The sequence below is a fragment of the Bradyrhizobium sp. Pha-3 genome (genome assembly GCF_042258615.1).
Taxonomy (GTDB): Bacteria; Pseudomonadota; Alphaproteobacteria; order Rhizobiales; family Xanthobacteraceae; genus Bradyrhizobium.
In genome coordinates, this window is record NZ_CP170152.1 from 4,101,420 (window position 1) to 4,122,937 (window position 21,518).

General features: G+C 64.0%; 33 protein-coding genes and 2 tRNA genes. 20 read left to right on the forward strand and 15 right to left on the reverse strand.

All coding sequences use genetic code 11. The features are described 5' to 3' along the window. Positions 1-52 precede the first annotated feature (52 nt). The 7 genes from ACE10Z_RS19295 (at position 53) to ACE10Z_RS19325 (ending at position 4,994) form a co-directional block, all read left to right on the forward strand. Positions 53-505, forward strand: a complete 453-nt coding sequence (locus tag ACE10Z_RS19295; RefSeq protein WP_375789314.1) for a hypothetical protein — start codon at positions 53-55, stop codon at positions 503-505. Between the two features lie 77 nt (positions 506-582). Continuing rightward, entirely contained in the window at positions 583-906 is a 324-nt protein-coding gene (locus ACE10Z_RS19300; RefSeq protein ID WP_375789315.1) for a hypothetical protein, read from the forward strand. Positions 907-915: 9 nt separating this feature from the next. Then, positions 916-2,334: a TolC family protein gene (locus ACE10Z_RS19305; protein WP_375789316.1), complete on the forward strand. Its 1,419-nt coding sequence runs from the start codon at positions 916-918 to the stop codon at positions 2,332-2,334. A 12-nt stretch (positions 2,335-2,346) separates the two neighbouring features. Continuing rightward, positions 2,347-3,702, forward strand: coding sequence for a multicopper oxidase family protein (locus tag ACE10Z_RS19310; protein WP_375789317.1), 1,356 nt, complete (start codon positions 2,347-2,349; stop codon positions 3,700-3,702). Between the two features lie 56 nt (positions 3,703-3,758). Beyond that, a complete protein-coding gene (locus tag ACE10Z_RS19315) occupies positions 3,759-4,220 on the forward strand; it encodes a cupredoxin domain-containing protein (protein WP_375789318.1) in 462 nt (153 codons plus the stop codon). Positions 4,221-4,249: 29 nt separating this feature from the next. After that, positions 4,250-4,546 carry a copper-binding protein gene (locus tag ACE10Z_RS19320; RefSeq protein ID WP_375789319.1) on the forward strand — a complete coding sequence of 99 codons (297 nt, stop codon included), beginning with the start codon at positions 4,250-4,252 and terminating at the stop codon, positions 4,544-4,546. Between the two features lie 178 nt (positions 4,547-4,724). After that, positions 4,725-4,994, forward strand: coding sequence for a hypothetical protein (locus tag ACE10Z_RS19325; protein WP_375789320.1), 270 nt, complete (start codon positions 4,725-4,727; stop codon positions 4,992-4,994). Positions 4,995-5,087: 93 nt separating this feature from the next. Here ACE10Z_RS19325 and ACE10Z_RS19330 read toward each other — a convergent pair whose 3' ends face one another. After that, positions 5,088-5,633 (reverse strand): tetratricopeptide repeat protein, encoded by a 546-nt coding sequence (locus ACE10Z_RS19330; RefSeq protein WP_375789321.1) that lies wholly within the window; start codon positions 5,631-5,633, stop codon positions 5,088-5,090. A 293-nt stretch (positions 5,634-5,926) separates the two neighbouring features. On the opposite strand from ACE10Z_RS19330, the gene ACE10Z_RS19335 reads away from it, so the two are divergent. The 4 genes from ACE10Z_RS19335 (at position 5,927) to ACE10Z_RS19350 (ending at position 8,460) form a co-directional block, all read left to right on the forward strand. Then, complete coding sequence (locus ACE10Z_RS19335) at positions 5,927-6,247, forward strand: His-rich protein BRANT (protein WP_375789322.1); 321 nt, start codon at positions 5,927-5,929, stop codon at positions 6,245-6,247. 235 nt (positions 6,248-6,482) lie between these two features. Then, the gene (locus ACE10Z_RS19340) at positions 6,483-6,923 is read left to right on the forward strand and encodes a hypothetical protein (RefSeq protein WP_375789323.1); all 441 of its coding nucleotides are present in this window, start codon (positions 6,483-6,485) and stop codon (positions 6,921-6,923) included. A 385-nt stretch (positions 6,924-7,308) separates the two neighbouring features. Next, the gene (locus ACE10Z_RS19345) at positions 7,309-8,025 is read left to right on the forward strand and encodes an outer membrane protein (protein ID WP_375789324.1); all 717 of its coding nucleotides are present in this window, start codon (positions 7,309-7,311) and stop codon (positions 8,023-8,025) included. Between the two features lie 195 nt (positions 8,026-8,220). Next, positions 8,221-8,460 (forward strand): hypothetical protein, encoded by a 240-nt coding sequence (locus ACE10Z_RS19350; RefSeq protein ID WP_375789325.1) that lies wholly within the window; start codon positions 8,221-8,223, stop codon positions 8,458-8,460. Positions 8,461-8,523: 63 nt separating this feature from the next. On the opposite strand, the gene ACE10Z_RS19355 is transcribed toward ACE10Z_RS19350, so the two are convergent. Further along, entirely contained in the window at positions 8,524-8,775 is a 252-nt protein-coding gene (locus tag ACE10Z_RS19355) for a hypothetical protein (RefSeq protein ID WP_375789326.1), read from the reverse strand. A 500-nt stretch (positions 8,776-9,275) separates the two neighbouring features. Here ACE10Z_RS19355 and ACE10Z_RS19360 point away from each other — a divergent pair, with 500 nt between their 5' ends. The 3 genes from ACE10Z_RS19360 (at position 9,276) to ACE10Z_RS19370 (ending at position 11,875) form a co-directional block, all read left to right on the forward strand. Further along, the gene (locus tag ACE10Z_RS19360; RefSeq protein ID WP_375789327.1) at positions 9,276-9,644 is read left to right on the forward strand and encodes a hypothetical protein; all 369 of its coding nucleotides are present in this window, start codon (positions 9,276-9,278) and stop codon (positions 9,642-9,644) included. Then, a complete protein-coding gene (locus ACE10Z_RS19365; protein ID WP_375789328.1) occupies positions 9,641-10,489 on the forward strand; it encodes an alpha/beta fold hydrolase in 849 nt (282 codons plus the stop codon). Before ACE10Z_RS19360 ends, ACE10Z_RS19365 begins: the two co-directional genes overlap by 4 nt. Positions 10,490-10,717: 228 nt before the next feature. Further along, a complete protein-coding gene (locus ACE10Z_RS19370; RefSeq protein WP_375789329.1) occupies positions 10,718-11,875 on the forward strand; it encodes a DUF2652 domain-containing protein in 1,158 nt (385 codons plus the stop codon). A 35-nt stretch (positions 11,876-11,910) separates the two neighbouring features. Here the strand turns inward: ACE10Z_RS19370 and ACE10Z_RS19375 are convergent, their stop codons facing one another. Next, a complete protein-coding gene (locus ACE10Z_RS19375) occupies positions 11,911-12,198 on the reverse strand; it encodes a hypothetical protein (protein ID WP_375789330.1) in 288 nt (95 codons plus the stop codon). Here ACE10Z_RS19375 and ACE10Z_RS19380 point away from each other — a divergent pair. After that, entirely contained in the window at positions 12,197-12,682 is a 486-nt protein-coding gene (locus ACE10Z_RS19380) for a hypothetical protein (RefSeq protein WP_375789331.1), read from the forward strand. The genes ACE10Z_RS19375 and ACE10Z_RS19380 overlap by 2 nt on opposite strands. 22 nt (positions 12,683-12,704) lie before the next feature. On the opposite strand, the gene ACE10Z_RS19385 is transcribed toward ACE10Z_RS19380, so the two are convergent. The 7 genes from ACE10Z_RS19385 to ACE10Z_RS19415 all read right to left on the reverse strand — a co-directional run bounded on the left by ACE10Z_RS19385 (position 12,705) and on the right by ACE10Z_RS19415 (position 15,629). After that, on the reverse strand, positions 12,705-12,905 hold the full coding sequence (locus tag ACE10Z_RS19385; RefSeq protein WP_375789332.1) for a hypothetical protein: 201 nt from the start codon (positions 12,903-12,905) through the stop codon (positions 12,705-12,707). A 211-nt stretch (positions 12,906-13,116) separates the two neighbouring features. After that, positions 13,117-13,296 (reverse strand): hypothetical protein, encoded by a 180-nt coding sequence (locus ACE10Z_RS19390; protein ID WP_375789333.1) that lies wholly within the window; start codon positions 13,294-13,296, stop codon positions 13,117-13,119. An 87-nt stretch (positions 13,297-13,383) separates the two neighbouring features. After that, positions 13,384-13,572, reverse strand: coding sequence for a hypothetical protein (locus ACE10Z_RS19395; RefSeq protein ID WP_375789334.1), 189 nt, complete (start codon positions 13,570-13,572; stop codon positions 13,384-13,386). Between the two features lie 635 nt (positions 13,573-14,207). Then, positions 14,208-14,393, reverse strand: a complete 186-nt coding sequence (locus tag ACE10Z_RS19400) for a hypothetical protein (RefSeq protein WP_375789335.1) — start codon at positions 14,391-14,393, stop codon at positions 14,208-14,210. A 99-nt stretch (positions 14,394-14,492) separates the two neighbouring features. Further along, positions 14,493-14,807: a DUF5658 family protein gene (locus ACE10Z_RS19405; RefSeq protein WP_375789336.1), complete on the reverse strand. Its 315-nt coding sequence runs from the start codon at positions 14,805-14,807 to the stop codon at positions 14,493-14,495. 178 nt (positions 14,808-14,985) lie between these two features. Beyond that, positions 14,986-15,060 (reverse strand) — tRNA-Thr (locus ACE10Z_RS19410). A 161-nt stretch (positions 15,061-15,221) separates the two neighbouring features. After that, positions 15,222-15,629 carry a hypothetical protein gene (locus ACE10Z_RS19415; protein WP_375789337.1) on the reverse strand — a complete coding sequence of 136 codons (408 nt, stop codon included), beginning with the start codon at positions 15,627-15,629 and terminating at the stop codon, positions 15,222-15,224. Positions 15,630-15,798: 169 nt separating this feature from the next. On the opposite strand from ACE10Z_RS19415, the gene ACE10Z_RS19420 reads away from it, so the two are divergent. The 4 genes from ACE10Z_RS19420 (at position 15,799) to ACE10Z_RS19435 (ending at position 17,885) form a co-directional block, all read left to right on the forward strand. Then, on the forward strand, positions 15,799-15,972 hold the full coding sequence (locus ACE10Z_RS19420; protein ID WP_375789338.1) for a dienelactone hydrolase family protein: 174 nt from the start codon (positions 15,799-15,801) through the stop codon (positions 15,970-15,972). 70 nt (positions 15,973-16,042) lie between these two features. Beyond that, positions 16,043-16,738: an urease accessory protein gene (locus ACE10Z_RS19425; RefSeq protein ID WP_375789339.1), complete on the forward strand. Its 696-nt coding sequence runs from the start codon at positions 16,043-16,045 to the stop codon at positions 16,736-16,738. 171 nt (positions 16,739-16,909) lie between these two features. After that, positions 16,910-17,383 (forward strand): hypothetical protein, encoded by a 474-nt coding sequence (locus ACE10Z_RS19430; RefSeq protein WP_375789340.1) that lies wholly within the window; start codon positions 16,910-16,912, stop codon positions 17,381-17,383. 91 nt (positions 17,384-17,474) lie between these two features. Further along, a complete protein-coding gene (locus tag ACE10Z_RS19435) occupies positions 17,475-17,885 on the forward strand; it encodes a hypothetical protein (RefSeq protein ID WP_375789341.1) in 411 nt (136 codons plus the stop codon). A gap of 60 nt (positions 17,886-17,945) precedes the next feature. Here ACE10Z_RS19435 and rlmB read toward each other — a convergent pair whose 3' ends face one another. Continuing rightward, a complete protein-coding gene (gene rlmB, locus ACE10Z_RS19440; protein WP_375789342.1) occupies positions 17,946-18,770 on the reverse strand; it encodes a 23S rRNA (guanosine(2251)-2'-O)-methyltransferase RlmB in 825 nt (274 codons plus the stop codon). 309 nt (positions 18,771-19,079) lie between these two features. On the opposite strand from rlmB, the gene ACE10Z_RS19445 reads away from it, so the two are divergent. Further along, a tRNA-Tyr gene (locus ACE10Z_RS19445) sits at positions 19,080-19,165 on the forward strand. A 188-nt stretch (positions 19,166-19,353) separates the two neighbouring features. Here the strand turns inward: ACE10Z_RS19445 and ACE10Z_RS19450 are convergent. The 4 genes from ACE10Z_RS19450 to ACE10Z_RS19465 all read right to left on the reverse strand — a co-directional run bounded on the left by ACE10Z_RS19450 (position 19,354) and on the right by ACE10Z_RS19465 (position 21,423). Next, positions 19,354-19,644: a hypothetical protein gene (locus ACE10Z_RS19450; RefSeq protein ID WP_375789343.1), complete on the reverse strand. Its 291-nt coding sequence runs from the start codon at positions 19,642-19,644 to the stop codon at positions 19,354-19,356. A 24-nt stretch (positions 19,645-19,668) separates the two neighbouring features. Then, positions 19,669-20,157, reverse strand: a complete 489-nt coding sequence (locus ACE10Z_RS19455) for a helix-turn-helix domain-containing protein (protein WP_375789344.1) — start codon at positions 20,155-20,157, stop codon at positions 19,669-19,671. Positions 20,158-20,418: 261 nt separating this feature from the next. Continuing rightward, positions 20,419-20,910, reverse strand: coding sequence for a hypothetical protein (locus ACE10Z_RS19460; RefSeq protein ID WP_375789345.1), 492 nt, complete (start codon positions 20,908-20,910; stop codon positions 20,419-20,421). A gap of 126 nt (positions 20,911-21,036) precedes the next feature. Beyond that, positions 21,037-21,423, reverse strand: coding sequence for a helix-turn-helix domain-containing protein (locus tag ACE10Z_RS19465; protein ID WP_375789346.1), 387 nt, complete (start codon positions 21,421-21,423; stop codon positions 21,037-21,039). Positions 21,424-21,518 lie beyond the last annotated feature (95 nt).

Below are 21,518 nucleotides of genomic sequence, written 5' to 3' on the forward strand. Positions count from 1 at the left end.
TTTGCAGTCGGGGTGCGGGCGAGGTGAGTTCGGGGCGATCACGCAGGTGCTGGTGCGGTTGACGAGGTCAGGGCGGGTGCGGGCGGGATGTTCCATCATCCTGGCCTATCTGTTCTGCGTCCTCGCGCCGTCCGTCGCGCTCGCGTTCGGGGCGCCGTTTCCGTGCCTGACCGATGAGGTCCAGCCGGCCGTCGCGGTGCATGTGCATGTGCATGATGCCTCGATGGCGCATGCCGATGGCGCCATGCACGATAATGCCGGCCACGATCATGGCGGCATGCATATGAACCACGCGGCCGATGGCGCCGAACCGCCGGTCAAGCACAGCCACGACGGCAAGAGCGCGCCCGGGCCGTGCTGCGCGATGATGTGCGTGTCGGCGCTGCCGGCCGATCTTCCGCTCGTCGCCGGTCCGTTGCATCCGATCGCGACCCGTCTCACTGAAGCCTTGCAGAGCCTGCACGGCGAGGCGCCCGCGCGACTCTATCGTCCCCCCATCGCCTGATCCTCAGCTGACATCGTGGCTGCGCCGCGCGCTCGCGTGCGCATGCCTGCTATTCATCTGATGATCGGGACAGACCCATGTATTCGCATTTCGGGGCGAGGCTCGCCGCCGTGGCCACACGGCTTGGCAGCAAGCTTGGCCGGCGCGCGCCATCCACATTCGTGTCGCGCATCGCCGCCGCCATCCTGGCGGCTGCGCCGCTCGCCGGTTGCATGGCCGACGGCCGGCCGCTTGCCGCCGCAGGCGATCCGGCCAACCCGTCGGCGCACACGGCCGGCGTCGGCTACCGCTCGACGATCGCGCCCTACAGCAGCCTGCGTCCGGCGACGCCGCTGCCCTGGCGCGAGCGCAACGATGGCGTGACGCCGCAAACCAATTCCGATCACAAATCGGATCGGTAGGAGGGCGCCATGCGACATCTGGCCATTGCGCCGATCCTGCTGCTGACATCCGCGCTCGCGGGATGCGCCTCGTTCTCGCCCGACAGCGGCATGGGCGTCGTCTCCGACGTGACCGAAAAGGCGATCGGCAAGGATGTCGCCTTCGTTCGCTCCGCGGATGAAGCCGCGACCGTCGAGGCCGCGGTGAAGCGGTTGCTCGCCCGCAACCTGACCGCGGATGCGGCCGTCCAGCTCGCGCTGCTGAACAACAAGGGCTTGCAAGCCGCCTATAACGAGCTGGCGCTGGCGGAGACCGATCTCGTCGCCGACAGCCTGCCGCCGAATCCGACCTTCTCGGTCTCGCGCATCACCGGCAACGGCGCCAGCGAGGTCGAGCGGCAGGTGGTCGGCGACATCCTGGCGCTGGCGACCTTGCCGGCCCGCTCCGAGATTGCGCGCGAGCGCTTTCGTCAGGCACAGCTGAAGGCCGCGCTCGCCACCTTGCGGCTCGCCGCCGAGGTGCGGCGCAGCCATGTCGCGGCGGTGGCCGCGAACGAGACGGTCGCGCTGCTGACTGATGCGAAGGCGACCGCTGAGTCCACCGCGCAACTCGCCAAGAAACTCGGCGAGACCGGCGGCATGAACAAGCTCGACCAGGCCCGCGAGCAGGTGTTCTACGCCGAGATCACCGCCGACCTCGCCAGCGCGCGGCAGAACGCGACGAGCTCGCGCGAGCGGCTGGCGCGTCTGTTGGGATTGTGGGACGGCGATCTCGGCTTCCGACTCCCCAGCAAGTTGCCATTGCTGCCGAAGCGGCCGCTGGAACAGCCGTCGATCGAGGTCGCGGCGGTCGGTCATCGCGTCGATCTGCAGATCGCACGGATGGAGATTGTCGCGCTCGCAAAGGCGCTCGATCTCACCGAGGCCACGCGCTTCGTCACGCTGCTCGACGTCGCCGGCATCGACAGGCGGACGCGCGATCCCGAGGGCCCGCCCTTCACGGAGCGCGGATTCGATGTCCAGTTCCAGATCCCGATCTTCGACGGCGGCGAGGTGCGCCTCCGACAGGCGGCCGAGACCTACCGGCAGGCGATGAACCGCCTGACCGAGAAGGCGATCAACGTCCGCTCCGAGGCGCGCGACGCCTACCGCGTCTACCGCTCGACCTACGACATCGCGAGCCACTACCAGCGCGAGGTGCTGCCGCTGCGGCAGATCATCACGGAGGAGATGCAGCTGCGCTTCTCCAGCATGCAGGTCGACGTGTTCGCGCTGCTGACCGAAGCGCGGCAGCGGCTAGGCTCGCTGCGCGCGGCGATCGACGCCAGGCGCGACTTCTGGCTGGCGCAATCCGACTTGCAGACCGCGATCAACGGCGGCGGCGCGGCGGCCGCGCCATCGACACCATCCGCCATCGCCTCGACCGCACCCGCGGCCGGCGATCATTGAGAGGAGACGTAGATGTTTTCACGTCGAGGATTTTTAGGGAGCGCCGCGCTGGTCACGGCAGGCGCGGTCAGCGGCCGCGTCCAGGCCGCAGCCATTCCGGAGGCGCCGACCATGGACAAGGCGGTGATGCAGCCGCCGCTGCATCCGTCGAGCGGGCCCGACTACCGGCCCGTGGTGACGCTCAACGGCTGGTCGCTGCCATGGCGGATGAACGGCGACTGGAAGGAATTTCATCTCGTCGCCGAGCCCGTGGTGCGCGAATTCGCCGACGGCATGAAGGCCAATCTGTGGGGCTATAACGGCCAGGCGCCGGGACCGACCATCGAGGCGGTCGAGGGCGACAAGGTCCGCATCTTCGTCACCAACAAATTGCCTGAACATACCACGGTGCACTGGCACGGCATGATCGTGCCATCAGGCATGGACGGCGTCGGCGGCCTCAACCAGCCACACATCAAGCCGGGCAAGACCTTCGTCTACGAGTTCGAACTGAAGAACAGCGGGACCTTCATGTACCACCCGCATTCCGACGAGATGGTGCAGATGGCGATGGGCATGATGGGCATGTTCATCGTGCATCCGCGCGATCCGGCGTTCCGCCCGGTCGACCGCGACTTCGTCTTCATCATGAGCAGCTATCTCATCGACCCCGGCACCTATCTGCCGAAGGTCAACGAGATGACCGACTTCAACATGTGGACCTGGAACAGCCGCGTCTATCCCGGCATCGATCCGATGCCGATCCGGCTCGGCGACCGGATTCGCGTGCGGATCGGCAATCTGACCATGACCAACCATCCGATCCATGTGCACGGGCACAATTTCGCAGTGACTTGCACCGATGGCGGCTGGGTGCCGCAGAGCGCGCAATATCCGGAGACCACGACCGACGTGCCGGTCGGCGCCGTCAGGGTGTTCGACATGCTCGCCGACAATCCGGGCGACTGGGCATTCCACTGCCACAAGTCGCACCACACCATGAACGCGATGGGCCACGACGTCAGAAATTTCATCGGCGTGTCGCGCCAGGATCTGGCGAAGGCGGTCGGCAAGCTCGCGCCCGACGCGATGGTGATGGGATCGACCGGGATGGCGATGGGCAACATGGAGATGCCCGCGCCCGACAACACGCTGCCGATGATGACCGGAACCGGACAATTCGGCCCGATCGAGATGGGCGGCATGTTCACGGTGATGAAGATCCGCGAGGGCCTCGGCCGCGATGATTACACCGATCCGGGTCCCTACAACTATCCACCGGGCACCGTCGCCTATGAGGTCGATGCGCCCGCCGCCGAGCCCGCGCGGCAGCCGCCGGCGGCCCCGGAGCGAAAAGCCAAGCCATCGATGAAGGGAATGAAGATGTAGCGGATCAACGCGCCGTTCCACGACACGCAACCATCAAAAACAAAATGGAGAATCCAATGAAGCACGTTACCACGATCGGCATCGCCCTCATTGCGCTGTCGATCACCGCGGCGCCGTCGCGCGGCCACGAAAAACACGCTCACCAATCCTATTCGGCCGGCGAGCCCGGCGATCCGAGCAAGCCGTCGCGCACGGTCGAGGTCGAGATGAAGGAGATGGAGTTCACGCCGTTCCGCATCGAGGTCAAGCGCGGCGAACAGATCCGTTTCGTGATCAAGAATGCCGGCACCGAGGATCACGAATTCCTGCTCGCGACCACCGAAGAGAATCTGAAGCATGCCGAAGTGATGAAGAAGCATCCGCATATGGAGCATGACGATCCGAACGGCGTCCGCCTCGCGCCCAAGAAGACCGCGGAGATCGTCTGGAAGTTCACCAAGGCTGGAACCTTCGAATATTCCTGCCTGATCCCCGATCACCGCGACTACGGGATGACCGGCCGCGTCATCGTGAAATGAAACCAGCAACAAGAGAAAGGACGACAACGATGAACAGGATGACCTGGATTGCAGCCGCAGCTGCGCTGGCGCTGACATTTGGCGGCGCTTTCGCGCAGGCCGCAGCCATCAACGGCGAGGTCAAGAAGATCGACGAGGGGGCGGGCAAGATCACGCTCAAGCATGGCCCGGCCAAGAGCCTCGGTATGGATGAGCCGATGACGATGGTCTACCGGGTCAAGGATCCCGCGCTGCTCAAGCAGGTCAAGGTCGGCGACAAGGTCAAGTTCGAAGCCCAGGAGGGTGACGGCGGCTACACCGTCACCACGATCCAGAAGGCGAAGTGAGCCGACACCCGTCTCGCCGCTCCGCGCACGTTGGGCTGTCGGCTGAAATGCAGCCGGCAGCCCCGGCAAGCGCGGGTAGGGGAATTCGCCTTGCATTTACCTTAAATGATGGTGCCGGGGGAACGTCCGCGGCAGCGGCGCGTTGCTGTGCATCATTCGTGCGCAGAAGGCCCCTTCCATGACAGTCAACGCGGCAATACTGATGGCGGCATTGGTGCTATCGGGAACCGTGTTGGCGCAGAGCTCCGGTCCGACGGCCGGCTCAGCGGGGGCTGGGCTGGCGGCCAACGTCACCACCACCGGCCAGGCGATCAACAGCAGCAAGCAGACCGGCGACGGCGGCCCGCCAATCGAGAAGGCCGCGCGCCCGGCGAAGCCTGCTGACGGCAGCACGGTGGGCGCGAGCCGTCCGCAAAAGCGGGACCGGCGCCTCGAGCATTACCCCTAGGCTGCGTTCCATCTATCCTGCGGCTACGGGGCAGCAAAAAGCCGGCGGGTCCTGAATGACCGCGCCGGCTTGATCTGTCGATTGTTCGCTTGCTCAGTAAACCAGGCCGGTGCCCGGGGGCTTCTCCAATGCTGCGGCGAGCGAGCGATATTCGTCGCTGTTGGTGCCGGCGAGTTGGGCGATGCGGTTGAGGTGGTATTGCGCCTGGTCGCGGTTGCCCTGTTCGACCTGCCAGAGGCCGTAATACTGCCAGGTGCGCACATGGGCCGGGTCGGCCTTCAGCGCGCGCTCGTACCAGACCTGCGAGACCTTGTAGTCGCCGAGCTTGCGATAGGAATAGCCGATCAGGTTGGCGACGTCGGCACGGTCATCCTGGCCGAGCGCCTTCAGCTGCTCGATCGCAGCGGTATAGTCGTGCTTGTCGTAGATCGTGGCATAGGCGGCGTGATAGCCGGCCAGGAACTTCTGATCGTCGATCGCCGAGCTCTTGTCCTTCTTCGCCTTCTTGCCCTTGCTGCCGCTGTCGGAAGCCGGCGGGGAGGGATTGTCGCCGCCTGCGGCGTAGGCCGAGATGACCGGCCCGGCGGCGAGTGTCATCGAGAGCACTGCGAGGCCCAAAAACCTTGTCGTCCTGCTCATTCCTGGTCGCTCCTGATCGTTCCTGATCGCGCTCGGTAATCGTACACCCAAGCCTGCTGACTTGAACACCCGGGGGTGCAGAACATTCCCGCCCGGTCCCACGATTGCGTGATCCCCGCACTCAGGCGGATGAGGATGAGGGCGGCCAACATGACCAAGATGTCATTCACATGAATGAATTCCGTCAGCGCCCTTCAGAACGGGTTCAGTGCGCGGCCCATAAGGTCACGTGCATTGATCGGTGAGGCCGACCATCCGGCCGGAGACCTCTCGATCCCGCAGAGGAGACCACCATGCTGAAGACGATTTCCGCCGCGCTGCTCGCCATGTCCGTGATCGCAGCGCCCGCGCTCGCCGCTGAGGCCGGCAAGACTGCCGCGCCCGCGCCGGTGACCACGACCGCCCCGGCGACCAAGGCCGCTCCCGTTATCAAGAGCGAGCAGCTGCCCTCGAAGGTGCGCAACGCCAACGCCAAGATGCACCACAAGCACTACGGCCATCACCGCCACCACAAGCATATGGGCATGCTGAAGGTGAAGGCGCCGAAGCATGCGACCAAGCACGTCCATGCGAAGGTCGCCACCAAGCACGTCGCGCCGGCCAAGCGCGGCTGAACCTGACGCCAGAGGGCGTCGTTCGATCCACCATTGCTCCGTTGCGCCCTCAGCGACAAAGGCAAAGCCTTTGCGCGGGGATGCAGATCCGGCCCGTCCGTCCATTGCTTCCCCAATGGCGGCGGGCCGGAGTGCGTCCGGGCTTCGGTCGAGACCCGGACGGCGCCGTCACGGGCAGGAACAACCGAGTTGCGAATTCCCCGCCCGGCGGTTTATGAGACGCAAACGGGGACCCATGAAACAGCTGACTTTGCGGACTTCATCAGGACTGGCGGCGATGCTGCTGCTCTCGATGCCGCTTGCCGGCTGCCTCACCAGCGATGACGGCGGCAGCTCGACCACCTTCACCGACGATCGCGGCGTCGCCAACCAGCCGTTTCCGGACCGGTACCGCGACCAGATCCTCGCCTTCATGCGGACCTATCTGAACAATCCGGTCGGGGTGCGCGAGGCTGTTATCGCCGATCCGGCGCAGCGCACGATCGGCGGCCGGCTGCGTTACGTGGTCTGCCTGCGCTACAGCGCAAAGGATACCGACGGCAATTACCGCCCGGCCCGGGAGCGCGGCGTCCTGTTCGTCGACGGCCGGCTCGACCGCATCCTCGACAATGCCGCCGAACCCTGCGCCGGCGCGTCCTATGCGGCGTTTCCGGAGCTCGAGAAGATGTCGCGCTAGGCATGATCCGGAAAAGTGCGAACCGGTTTTCCCTCGCGACAAACGCGTAGCGTTTGCGCGGAGATCATGCCCAAACAAGGAGCCAAAGCGCGATCTCATCGCGCTTTGGGGCACGGCGGCTTGTCGCAAGCCTGACCGGATCCTTAGCGAACTCTGATCACTTTTCGGGGAGCGCTGAACTTCACCTTAGCCGTTTGCGACCTACATACTGCCGAAATACGGCTGCTTAACCGGTGAAAAAACCTTCTGTGCCAAGGAACAAACGGGCGTTGTTGCGACCCTGTCACAGCTCGGAAACATCACAGGTCAGGCACTGCCCCAAAGCAACCTAATTGGCGTCACGTTGTTTGGCTTAACAGCGCAGCGTTCGTAACGGGGATCAGAAATGAAGAAGTTTTTGCTCGGCACAGTCGCGCTGGCCGCCCTTGCGGGCCCGGCATCTGCGGCTGACATGCCGGCCCGCACCTATACCAAGGCACCGCCGCCTTATACCGCCCCGGCGCTCGTCTACAACTGGACCGGATTCTATATCGGTGGCCATGTCGGCGGCGCGTTCACCGACGGCACCAATCTGATGGGCAGCGACGCGCGCTTCATGGGTGGCGTGCAGGGCGGCTTCGACTATCAGTTCGCGCCCAACTGGGTGATGGGTGTCGAGGCGCAGTACTCCTGGCTGCCGAGCTCCTCGAATAACGGTCTGGTGTTCCCCGCCGGAACGGTCGTGACCGGCAATACCGACCAGCTCGGTTCGGTGACCGGCCGCCTCGGCTACACCTGGGGTCCGGCGCTGCTCTACGCCAAGGGCGGTTACGCCTGGCGCGACAACAACAACATCACGGCGTCGGTCGGCGGCGTGCCGGCGGCCTTCACCACCGATGGCGGTCACAAGGACGGCTACACGGTCGGCGCGGGCCTCGAATACATGTTCGCTCCGAACTGGTCGGCGAAGGCCGAGTACCAGTACTACAATTTCGGCAAGACCACTTTCACCAGCGGTCCGGCCGACATTGTCGGCGCGAGCTTCCGGAACGACGAACATACCGTCAAGCTCGGGGTCAACTACCGCTTCGGCTGGGGCGGTCCGGTGGGCTCCCGCTACTGATCGCGTCTTGGTATCACCGAGATCGAAAGGCCGGCCTTCGGGTCGGCCTTTTTTGTTGGCCCGCCGCTTCCGCGGGCCCCACATTCACCCGATGTTCAGGCCTGATCGTGCAATGCAAAAAATAATTCCTGCATTGCACGGAACTTTCATCGTGATGCGCTATTGTGGGATCGCCGGGCTGGTGGACAAACAAACATGCGTAGCTTTGCGTTAGGGCTGATCATCTCTGCGGTCTCTGTGCCGTGCTTCGCCCAGACCGTCCTCAAATCCGAACCCTTGGCGCTTGCGCCTTACGAGGTGGTGTTCGTGCAGGACGCCTCCTGCACGGCCGGCAAGGTGCTCAAGGTGACCGGGTCGATCCGCGGTCTGCATCGGCGGAAAATCTGCGTGTCGCTCGCCGCCGAACAGGCGTCGCTGGCGACGGCGACGCCGTAAGGGCAGCACGACGGCCGCATCGGCATCCGGTCCGCCCAAGCGCACCGGACGACCCGCTGTCGCTCAGTTCAACCGCGGCTCCAGACGCGCTTCGCGATCGGCATCGGCCTTGTTCTTGACCGGATCCTCGTTCGGTTCGAGCTGGCACGGCCGGATCTCGTAGTCATTGTCCAGCACCGGGCGGGGCGAGGACTTCTCCTCGTCGGAGACGGCATCCACCACCAGGCCCGATTTCCGGGCGAGCTTCCAGACGTCGGCCTCGGTCGGGTAAGCCTTGCTCAGCTTGGCGTCTTGATAGAACAGCGCGTACGGCATTTCGTCATTTCCCCAAACAACCGACAACGCCAAGGGCCTTCCCGGGTTTCAGGCCAGATCGCCGTTCCGATCACGGAACCGTGAGCTAGGTTTGGGCAAGCATCTGAAAACATGAGTTATTCCGGACCTTTCGCCGGAGGGGCCTGAGTCCTTAATGAGCGGTAAACCCCAGAAAAAAGAATCCCCGGGACTCCTCCGCTAGAATCGCCGGATGCTCCGAGCCATGAGAGCGATCCACCAGCCCCCCTACGAACGCGTGCAGCTCGCGCTTGCGGTTGTGCTGCTCGCAGCCTGTGCCGCCAACGTGGCGCTGGTCTGGTCGTGGCTTTAGGGAAAATCTGGCTTTAGCCAAAATCTGTATGTGGCGACCCACGCGAAAACGCCGTGGCCGCGCGACGCCTCTACCGATTGACGGCCACGCCGTTCCTTCCATCATTGCCGGCAGAACAAGGGCCCGCCGCTGCCTGGCGGACGGGGCAGCGAAGCGGGGTGGAGCTGACATGATCGAGATGCTGAAGGAACGGGTCAATTGCGACGCCGGCCTGGTGCGGCGCGGCCGCTATCTCACCACGACTTTCCTGCTCGAGATCGGCAAGGCCGCCTGGCTGATCGCGATCCATGAGGGCCGGATCGTCGCGGTGACGAAGGGGCCGTTCGTGATGCCGTCGTCGTCGTTTGCGCTGCGCACCTCGGACGAGGAATGGGACAGGTTCTGCGAAAAGCGGCCGCCGCCGGGCTCGAACGACCTGATGGCGCTGATCAAGCGCCGTGTGCTGAGGGCCGAGGGCGAGCTGCAGATCTTCATGGCGAACCTGCGTTACTTCAAGGAGGCGCTCGGCAAGCTGCGCCGCGAGGGAGTGACCGCATGAGCGCCAAATTCGAACCGATCATCGGCCGCTACATGCAGCTCGAGCTGTCCGGCCGAGCGCACCGCGTCTATGTCGAGGAGGCGGGCGAGGGCACGCCGCTGCTCTGCCTGCACACCGCGGGCGCCGACGGGCGGCAATATCGCGGCCTGATGAACGATGTCAGCGTCACGCGCAACCATCGCGTCATCGCCTTCGACATGCCCTGGCACGGCAAGTCGTCGCCGCCCCAAGGCTGGCACGACGAGGAATACCAGCTCACCTCGGCGCAATACACGGCGATGATCCTGGCCGTGATGGAGGCGCTCGACCTCGACAGGCCGATCGTGATCGGCTGCTCGATCGGCGGCCGGATCGCACTGCATCTCGCGCTCGAGCATCCCGAACGCTTCCGCGCCATCATCGGCCTGCAGGCCGGCGCACATGTCGATCCCTATTACGACCTGAATTTCCTGCACCGGCCGGATGTGCATGGCGGCGAGGTCGCGGCCGCCATCGTCTCGGGCCTGGTCGGGCCCGACGCGCCCGACAAAGAGCGGTGGGAGACGCTGTGGCACTACATGCAGGGCGGGCCCGGCGTGTTCAAGGGCGACCTCTATTTCTACAAGATCGACGGCGACATCCGCGCCCGCGTCGCCGAGATCGACACCAGACGCTGCCCGCTGTTCCTGCTGTCGGGTGAGTACGACTATTCCTGCACGCCGGAGGAGACGCTGGCGGTGGCAAACAGCATTGCCGGCAGTGAGGCCACCATCATGAAAGGCCTCGGGCATTTCCCGATGAGCGAGAACCCGGGCGAGTTCTTGAAGCATCTGCTGCCGGTACTGGAGAAGATCGGCGGCCGCTGATTTTAGTGCCGGGACGTGCTGCATCCGTCATGGCCGGGCTTGTCCCGGCCATCCACGTCTTTTCCTTGCATGGAGACCAAGACGTGGATGCCCGGGACAAGCCCGGGCATGACGAGGCGGCGGGATAAGACAGTACTTGCCGGAGCGCGGCGGCTTACAGTAGTCGCGGATCGCGATACGGTGTGACAGACTGCGAAATCGCACGAAAAGATTGCGCGGGAGGTCCCCATGCTTCCGAAGGCTGAAGCGGCATATTTCGCGATTGCCGACATTTCCGGCTACACCAACTTCCTCGCGGCGGTCGAGCTCGACCATGCGCAGGACATCATCGCCGATTTCATGGACGTGGTGGTGAAAGGGCTGCGCCCGCCATTTCGCCTCGCCAAGTTCGAGGGCGACGCCGCCTTCGTCTACTCGACCGGGTCAATCGACGGCTCGCTGCTGCAGGACGCGATCGAGGGCGCCTATTTCAAGTTCCGCCGGCGGCTGCGCGACGTCCGCCAGGCCTCGACCTGCGAGTGCAAGGCCTGCGTCGCGATGGGCGATCTCGATTTCAAATTCGTCATCCATCACGGCGAGATGGTGAAGCAGAAGATGGGCGGCAGGGAAGAGCTCGCCGGGCGCGACGTCATTCTGGTCCACCGACTGCTCAAGAACACGGTGGGCGAGAAGCTCGGAGGGCGGGCCTACGCGCTCTACAGCGATGCGGCGATCCGTGCCATGGGCGTCGATCCGGTGGCGCAAGGTCTCATCCCGCATCAGGAAACCATCGACATCATCGGCGATGTGACGCTGTGGGCGCGCGATCTCGAAGCGGCGTGGCAGCAGGAGGACGCGCAAACGCGGATGGAGGTGACGCGCGAAGACGCCTACGCGATACTGGAGTTCGACATCGCCGCGCCGCGGCAGACGGTGTGGGAGTTCATCACCGTGCCCGGGCAATGGCGGAAATGGTGGGACGCCGACGACATCGTCGAGGAGTCGGGCAAGGGACGACGCGGTGTCGGCACCAAAAATCATTGCGCGCACGGCAACCATACCAATGTCGAGGAGACGCTCGACTGGCGTCCTGTCGATTACTTCACGGTCGGGATCACGCTGCCGGTGCCCGGAGCGCCGCGCATCGTCATGACCCGGGCTGTTCTCGACGGCCCGGACGGAACGTCCCGTTTCGAGCTGCGGATCGCCAAGCCGAAGCCGAAGGACAGGGCGTTCCTTGATGGCGCCGCGGCCAAATTCGCCGAACGTATGACCCAGGCGGTGGCCGGCCTGCGATCGATGCTGGAAGGCAAGCAGCCCGGCGTTGACGCGATGGAAGAGCCGACGCTGGCGCACTCGAGCGGACGCTTCCTGACCGAGCCGGTGAAATCGGGCGCGCGGGGCTGAAGCTCAGCGAACGGCCAGAGATTAGAGGATGCGGGTTACTTGCCGGAGCGCGGCAGTTCGCTGTTGTCGCGGATCGCGGCGCGCACCTTGGCCATTGTGGTGGTGCAATATTCCTCGCGCTCCCTGAGGAAACGCTGCTGCTGCGCGCGGAAATTGGCGACCCGCTCCCGCACCTCGGATCCGAAGTCGCCGCTGATGTCGAGCTTGGCAAATTGCGGCAGCTGCGCCGGCGGCGGCGGGACTTCGACGACGGTCACCGTCAACGGCGGCGGCTCGGGGGGCAGGCCCTCGAGCACGGTCGGCACCGGAAGCGGCGGCGGCATGACGACCCTTGGAGCCTCGGCAGCAGGCTTGATCTCCAGGGCTGGCTTTGCCTCCAAGGTGGGCTTTGCCTCCAAGGCTGGCTTTGCCTCCAAGGCTGGCTTTGCCTCCAAGGCTGGCTTTGCCTCCAAGGCTGGCTTTGCCTCCAAGGCTGGCTTTGCCTCCAAGGCTGGCTTTGCCTCCAAGGCTGGCTTTGCCTCCAAGGCTGGCTCGACCATGGTCGCCGCGGTGGCCGGCAGCGGAGCAGGTGCTGGCGCTTCGGCGGTCTGCGGGGCAGGCGTCGGCAGCTCAGCGTCGGGCAGCTTGCCCTTCACCGACTGTACGAAAGCCATTGTCTGCGCGATCAGGAGATCGCGTTCCTTCATCCACTTCATGGCGCACCTTGTGCGCGCGGATTGCAGCAGAGCAACCCCGCGGAATCAAGCACTCGCCATCATGATGGTTGACGAAGACGGCTGTTTTGCAGGTACGGTGACAAAATTGTGACGTGACCTGTACGCGAGCATGGTCAGCGCTGGCGAGGATTGGTGTTCGGGACGAACGGGATACCGACGATCCGGACCGGCGTCCGGGTCTGTGCCTGGCTTGGGGCGGGCGCCTGATTCGCGGCCGGCCGGGGCGCGGCGTTGGCCGGCGCGGGCGCCGGATCGAGCAGGGCGACGATGCCGGCAGCGGCCACGCTCAGCAGCGTGAAGCTGCCCAGAAGCATCAAATTTCGGTTGGTCTCGCGTACCCTCATGCAGGGAAAATCGCCTGAGGGGCATCATGTTCCAAACAAATCCTCAGGCGTTTTCGCGCGGTTTGGCCTCAGGCTTCAGAAGGTGCGTCAGGAGTGGACCCGAGAGCTCGGGTCACATGTCCTGCAAGGCGCCTCCTGACCGCGATCGGTCGGGTGCACCGGCGGGAGCGGGTGGGTCAGCCTAGTGCGCCATCGCCTCGACAGAGGCTGGTTCGATGCTGCGGGCCTCGATCAGGTCGGCGTAGCGGCCATACTCCTCGGCCATTTCGAGCAGCTTTTCACGCACCGCGGCGTCGGTGACCTGGCGGGCCAGCCGTCGCGCCTGATCGGACTGGAAGCGATAATGCGCTGTGTCGGACATCGGAGGCTCCTCACACATGTGTAAGGGCCGTCCGGCAAAGGTTCATCAAGACGTCATTGAAGGGAAGACGTCATCGAAGGGCAGGCGCTATTGAAGGGTGTTGGACCGATCGGTCACCGTCGCCGCGATCGGGGGGCCGGCCTTGTCCTCGCGGACCTCGACCTCGAACCAACCCATCTCCTTCAGCTCGCGCGCCTTCTTCTCGGCCGCGTCTTCGCTGTCGCGCTTCAACACGATTTGGCTGGTGCCATCCCGGGCAAGGATCAAATAGGTCATTGGCTGAGTCCCATCCCGCATTCTGCATACCCCAATTCTGTTCGCAAGGACAGTAACAAGGCAAGGGATGGGTGATCCTACGGGGATGATCCCACGATTCCTGCCAAGGAGCGCGGATTGCGCCACTTCCGAAAACTCTGTGATTTCGCGGTGCCCCTGAACACGGTTGCGTCTTCGGTCAGTCCATCATTGCCGCGCCTGTTCCAGCACGTGCTGCCAGTGCGCACCGCCGCCTCATGGAGACCGGAAGACTACGGCTTCCGCTGCGCCTTGTGGGTAAGCCAAGCGAGGGACTTTGATTGAATCGCGAGTCCGTGCTCGGCTTGGTCCAAGGACAACACTCGGCGCAAGCCGCGTAGATCTGGATGGAGGACTCGATGCCAAGGCACTTCGGTTTGAAGGCAACGTCTGCGGCAGGACGGTCGGCATTCACGGGATCATCAAGAGATTTGCAGCAGCGGACCGCGTCGGCGTCTGCGTCGAAGAACCGTGCTTCGGTCAGTTCGCCGGCGTCAAAGCCCGCTTCGCCATGCGCGGAGCTGCCGTATTCTCCGACGAGCTGGCGGGGCTGCTGCGGTCGACGGTCGATCTCGGCCGACTGAAGCTGCGCGCGACGAGGCGTGGCCGGCCAGTCTTCAGAGCTCGGACGGCGCGTGGTTCTTGTCGCGCTTCAGGTCCAGGCGATCGACGCGTTCGTCGATCAGCCGATTCAGTCTCTCGTCCCGCAGCGTATCCTTCCTGTACAGCCCGCCATGCAGGCGATAGGCAACCAGGAGCAGGACAACGGCAACGCCGACGAGATAGTAGGACCAGTTCATCATCAGAACCGCGCCTGGCAGTGTTCATTGTGAAGCAGCGAGCCTCGGCAACCCTGCCAAGCAGCGCGACCGGCGGCTCGTCAGCACGACCGCAGGGTCAGCTCAATTGGCGCCCGCGAGGACGAACAAATTGTTGTAGACGGGCAGTGCAATGAGGGCGACCACATAAGCCATTTGGCGTTCGCTGTTGCCGTGCCAAAGCAACCACATCACGAGGTAGGTTAGGCCCAGTTTGGCAACAAGCCACCATTCACCCAACCACTCCTGGGTGAGCCACATGAACGGGTTCAGTTCGCCCATTCCCCGCTGCAAGATCTCGTTGGTGGTGATGAGATCCGAGTAGCCCATCAGCAGGGCAGAGACCAACAGCATTGCCTTTAGCAACGACGTCCTTGTCCGCAACTGCTTTTCCGTCATCCGGTGCCTGCCCGAAATCCGCTTGTGGCTCCCTGTCGCGCAATTTTGCGGAATGTTTTCAGCGAGTGCAAGTCTCCACGACCCGGTTGCCCAACGCTCCGCCCTCCAAAGCGACCACGTGGGGTACCCCGTACCGAGGCACGGTCAACTGACCCGTCTCATTGATTTCGTAAAAAACTGGTGCCGGCTGAGGGGATTGAACCCCCGACCTTCAGTTTACAAAACTGCTGCTCTACCGCTGAGCTAAGCCGGCGACATGGGAATGATTTGCGCGCTCGCATAGCAGACTTGGCGGGGCAGGGCCAGAACCTGAAGGCCTAAACCCGCAAGGTCCGGATCGACCGCTTCCCCACCGGCCAGGCGGCAAAAAGGCAGCCCGAAGGCCGCCTTTTGCGCTTCAGCGTTTCGCCTGAGCTATTGGCAGGGATGCTGGAGGCCGTCGCTGCCGCGGAACCAGGTGCCGGGGGTGCAGACAAAGCCGTTCTGCCGGGCATATTCCTCGCCGCCGATCGGGGTGCGGGCATATTCGCTGCCGCCGAAGGGGGCGGTCGCGATCGCAGCCGCCGTGCCGACCGCGCCGCCGACCACGCCGGCAGGGCCCGGGTCATACCGATTGTAGCTGCCCTGCCAGTCGCGATCGCGCCGATAGGCGTGGTGGCGATAGGCAGTGCGCGTGGTGCCGGGCGCCATCGTCTGGCATGGGGCGCCCGGACCGGCATTCGAGCAGCGGGCGGCGGTGCCGATGGCCTGTTGCGCCATCGCGGGGCTAGCCAGCACCGAAGCGAGCAGAGCTGCTGCGCTAAGGATCTTGAGCTGTGTCATGCAGGATCTCCTCTCGTCGTCGTGGAGAGCTAATCTCGCCATGCCGCGACCGTTCCGGCGCGGCCTCGCCCTGTGTTCAAACCAGTGTGAAGTTCCGTAACTCTGGCGCATGATGCGTTCCGGACGATGCTGTCTTTGACGAGAATTGGTCGCGGCGTTCGAGAACGAGATGCGCGCCGGTAAGGTTGCCGACTGGCAGGTGATCAGCTACGGCAACACGCTGCACGGTTTTGCCAACCCGGCCGCCGACGGCTCGATCATGAAGTCGGCGCTCTACGACGCGCGGGCCGACCGCCGCTCCTGGGCGGCGATGCAAGGCCTGTTCGACGAGGTGCTGGTTTGACGAGCTGCCGGCCTGACAAGATCGGCGATGTCGTGTTTGATCTGCCGTCACGCGCCGGCGCGGAGGATGGATGTTCGCAATCTTGAGTCTTGGCTTTCTGCTCGGCATGCAGCATGCGCTGGAGCCGGATCACATCGCGGCGGTATCGAGCATCGCGGCGCGCCGTACCCATGTCGGTGACATCGTCAAGCACGGCCTGACCTGGGGCCTCGGTCACACGCTCACGCTGTTCGTCTTCGCCGGCGCTGCGATCCTGCTCGGGCACGCGATCCCCGAGACGGTGGCGCAGCCGATCGAGACCGCGGTCGGGGTGATGCTGGTCGGCCTCGGCGCGCATGTGTGGTGGCGGCTGTGGCGCGATCGCGTACACTTCCACACCCATTCGCATGGCGACGGCATGACGCATTTCCACGCCCACAGCCACGCGGGCGACATCCTGCCGCATGCCCGCGCGGCGCACGGCCACGAGCACGGCTTCCGCTGGCGCACGCTGCTGGTCGGCCTGATGCACGGCATGGCGGGCTCTGCAGCGCTGTTGGTGCTGACGGTCTCGCAGGCCCCAAACCCGGTGATCGGGCTCGGCTATGTCGCGCTGTTCGGCGTCGGCTCGATGATCGGGATGGGCGTGCTGTCCAGTGTGATCGCGTTGCCGCTCGCGGCCTCCGCGCGCTGGCTGACCTGGGCCAATCGCGGGCTGCAAATGGCGGTCGGCGCGGTCACGATTGCGATCGGCATCCACTCGATCATCGAGAACGCGTTCACCTGACGCATAGGCACCCAGAGCGGCCGTTAACGATTCCTGATCCCGCACGGCCGCATTGACCGGATGCCGATGCTTACGCGTTAGGCTTACCGCCAGTTTGGCCCGCGCCCTTAACCCTTCCGCCAAGCCGTTGGATTAGGCTGCGGGTGGAACAATTCGGGACGCTGGGTGAACATGCGCGGAAGTCTTGCGCTGGCGATATTGGCTGCGATGACCTCGACGGCGCTGGCCGGCGGCGGCTTCGACATCGTCGTGCCCTCGCGACCCGGCGTACCCATCATCATCAATGGCGTCGATGCCTCCTACGCCGTGGTCGAGAGTGCGATGGGCTTGGCCCGCAACGACTCGATGGTGCCGACCGTCTATGGCGGCCGCCCGATCGATCCCGAGCCGAATGTCGGCCATTATTATCCGAGCCTCGGCCGCATGCCGGGTTACGGCCGCCTCGAGATCGAGCCGCCGGTCAACCGCCGCCTGCCGCGGCCGGCCGAGAGCTATCATGAATCGTGGGGGGCGCAGTCCGCGCCGCTGCCGGCACAGTCCAACGTGCCGGTCGATCCGCCGCCGGTGATCTACGCGCCGCAATTCAACGGGCCGCGGCCGCTGCCGGGTCCGCCGATGCGGCCACCGCGACCGAGAGGCTTCTAAATCGGGAGCCCTCTGGCAGAGGGCCCTTCACAGCCACCAAGAGCTACGCGACCACAACAAGACCTACAGGCAAGATTTACAGGAGAGAGTAATGCGTCAAATGATCAAAGGACTGATTGCGGCCGTCGCCGTCATGGTGACCGCGCCCGCAATGGCGTGCGGTTTCAACCCCTGCGGTGCGCCGGTCTATGCCGCGCCTGCCGTGACCTATGGCTGCGGCGGCTGCGGTGGCTACGGCTATGGCTATGGCGGTTACGGCGCGGTCGAGCGCCTGCCCGACCCGGATGCGGTCTATCCCGACGCAGCGCAGCAGTACTATTACGTCAACCAGGGCCCGAGCTACACCGGCCCGGGCAATTGGGCGCCGCGTCCGTACTACCGCGAAGGCTATGGCCGCCCGTATTACGGCTATCGCCACTACGGCTACCGCCATCACTATCGGTCCTACCGTCCGCACTACGGCTATCGCTACGGCCATCCGGTGCTGCGCCGCTATTACTGATCCAACGATCGTCGACGAGATATCAGCGCCCGTTCGCGTCAAGCGAGCGGGCGTTTTCGCTCACATCAGCCCGAGCCGGCTGGCGCCGATATAGAGCGCGAGCACACAGGCGTTCGACACGTTGAGGCTCTTGATCTCGCCGGGCATGTCGAGGCGGGCGACGACGCGGCAGGTCTCGCGCGTCAATTGCCGCAATCCCTTGCCTTCGGCGCCGAGCACCAGCGCGAGCGGTTGCTGCAGCTGGACCTTGCCGAGATCCTCGGTGCCCTCGCTGTCGAGGCCGACGGTCTGGAAGCCGTGGTCGTTCAGCTCGTTCAGCGCGCGCGCCAGATTCTGCACGGTGACAACAGGCACCAACTCGAGCGCGCCGGAGGCCGACTTCGCCAGCACACCCGTCGCCTCCGGGCTGTGGCGGGCGGTGGTGACGATCGCCTTCACCGCAAACGCCGCGGCCGAGCGCAGGATGGCGCCGACATTGTGCGGATCGGTGATCTGGTCGAGCACCAGCACGATGCCCTCCTGCGCCAGCGTGTCGATGCCGGGCGAGGGCAGGGGATCGGCCTCCGCCAAAAGGCCCTGATGCACGGCATCGGGGGTGAGGCGCCGGTCGATGTCGCCGGGCCGGACGATCTCCGGGGTGACGCGGGTCGCGATGTTTTCGTCGGCAAGGCGCTTCGCGGCGTTCTCGGTGAGGTAAAGCTTGCGGATCTGGCGGTCCGGGTTGGCAAGCGCCGCCGCCACGGTGTGCCAGCCATACAGAATCACCGGTCCGTCGGAACCGGATTCACGTTCCCGCCGGGCCGGCGGGCGGCCGAATTTCGGCCCTTTTTGGAAGGGTTTACCGCCCTTGCCTCGGAAATTGGGTCTGCGGTCGCGATCGCTCATGTGAGGCTTGTGTCACGGCTCCCGAATATTGGCAATTTACACAGCGTTTTCGAGCGAAGTGGAGGGCGGTTCGCGTGAAGAAAACGCGTCAAAAACAAGAATCTAGCCCCCGCAATTGCTCGTTTGGAACAGAGATCGCGACAGCCTGCAAAAGTATGCCAAATAGGCGGCCCGCTTGGTTGACTTTGGGGACCGCCTTCGCCCATAAACGCGCCCGACCGCGCACCCGTTTCGGGTCGGCCGGTTATCAGCGTCATTTCGATGACCCGGTCCGCCGCCACTCGCGCGGCCGGTTCGACGCTGTTGGACGGGGGAGTGTCCCGAGTGGCAAAGGGAGCTGACTGTAAATCAGCCGCCTCATGGCTTCGCAGGTTCGAGTCCTGCCTCCCCCACCACGCTTCGCCCTGACGGGCTACGCGTGGCGCAACCACGCCTGGCCCGTCAGGGCAAAGCGTGTCCGGCGTAGCTTGAGCGCTAGCGATAGCGAAGACGGACTGGCCAAGGGCCTCGCTTCCACGAAGTTCAACTCGGCACGTTACTCCCATTTCGCTGGGCATGCAGTCAGCGCCGCCGCCACCACGACTCACCCCCGCAATCCGCGCCGCAGCAGCTTGGCGAAATCCTGCGCCATCTGCGACGGCGCCTCGTGCGTCGGGGAGAGGATCGCGATCTGGTACTGGATCTTCGGCTTGAACGGGCGAATGGCGAGGCCCTCGGTGAAGGGCTTGCTCACCACGGGATCGACGATGCCGACACCGCGGCCCTCGGCGACTTGGACCTCTCCCGAGAAGATCGGCAGGGTGGCTGCCAATACCACGACGGTCCAGCCTGTATATCGACGGCGCGACGGACGTATGATCACACCTCGACTCATCGATCTCCCTCCGCCGGCAATCCGTTAGTTCATATCGTTGATGTCACCTCCGGGAGCTGCACGATGCAAACTCAGTCCGCGACGTTGCGTCGAGATCAAGGTTGGCACGCTACAGCAAGTCGGAATTTTTTCGCTAAGCGTTTGCGACGGACTTTCGCCAAATGCCTTTCTATATTCGACAGAAAAGCGTCCTAGCTCACTGAAACCAAAATCTGCTGCGACTCTGGTAACCGTGGTTAGTTTTCGATCGGCCTCCAGAAGAACTTTCCTGGCATGTAACAATCGCAATGTGCGCAGGCGCCGGCAAGGCGGAACGCCATGAATCTTGGTGAATGCACTGCGCAGCGTACGCTCACTCACCGCAAGGGACCGGCATATATCAGAAATGGATAGCGCTTGAGCCGGACGGATCAAAACCAATTTCTCAGCTTGTCCTACCAGATCGCGCCAGACCTCTCGCTGTCCTGCGGATACCATTTCTAGAATGGTCGGGGGTCGATGACGCCTGGACATTCAACCGATCCCATGTGCCAGGCACGCCACTGCGATCGCCTCGACAATGCGCTGGTCGAGACTAGCGTAAGCGCCCAGATCGGTCTGTGCGTGCGCCGATTGGACGATCGCCGACGACGCCGCTACGACGGTTGTCTGACGGATGACCCTAGCTCCTCCTGTTTGTCGCGAACGGATGGAGCTGGTTCTGCGGTCGGCCGCTCGGGCTCGGCGAAGTGACTGCATGACGTGGTGGCTACCGTGCTCGCCAGACTGCGCGGCTCAATGGCAGAGCGGATAGGGGCTTGCGCGATTCAGAACAACGGCGACATCATCTGCCACCGATGATCCGTGCTCCTTGAATCCGGAAACCGTGACGTTCGGAGGATCTTTCGCGAAGTTGTCGCTACCGTTGCCCCAATCCTCGACAATTCGCGTTGTCAGATCGAGGGCCGCCGCTCGAACCGGTGTATCGGCGAACACGATTGCAGTCGGCGAGACCCCCACCAGCACCAGTTGGCCGTCCTTCAGGTTCGCGCTCCGCGAATTGATAACGAAGCGCGAGGGTACGACTTCCGGCTTGATCTGGCCGATGGCTTTCTCAAGCAGCGCAAGCGGCTCATATTCGGGTGTCGAATAAGCAAAAGATCCTGGGGCCAAGCCAGCGATGCGGCGGCGCAAGCGGCGATCAGGGTTGTGCGAAGCGGCATTGTTGTTCTCTCCCCCTACAAAGGCGGACTGTTTTTGCTTCGGCCGGCCCGGATAGCTTTCCATAGCGTCCCTGCGCTTCAGTTGAACGAAAAACAAAATGGCTCCTTGGGGAGCCCGGAAATCTCGCTAAACATTTCGCGCCAATTGAAATCGTGCGTCTTGCCATTTCACGCCAATCTTGGGAATGGTTCAGCCATCGATCGCGCAAGGTCGTTTGCGATGGGGCGCCTGCCCATGCTTACCGGCAAGTTGCTGCCGCCTATAGACAACAGGTTGAACTTTCATCCAACGCGCGAAAGTGCGGCTGAAGCTGCTTGCGTTGGCATACCCAAGGAATTTCGCGATTTCCGACAAGCGCTTGCTTGAGTGCGCGAGCAAATGGCAAGCGACGTCCAGACGAACCTCGGCGAGCATTCGACTGTGACTTGTGCCCATACGGCCAAGATGACGCTGCAACGTCCGCGTGCTGATCTTGCATGCGCGAGCTGTACCATTTATCGTTGCATCGCCGTGTCGCAACGACGCGACAATGGCCGCGCGGATCGCCTCGGATGAAGGCAAACGGACAGCTCTCATCTGTTGGTGCGAGGCGCGAAGCCTATGCTCCCTCTAGGGAATACCGGATGCTTCGGGGTCCATGGGTATTCCGGGCTTCCACCGACGCGCTCTAA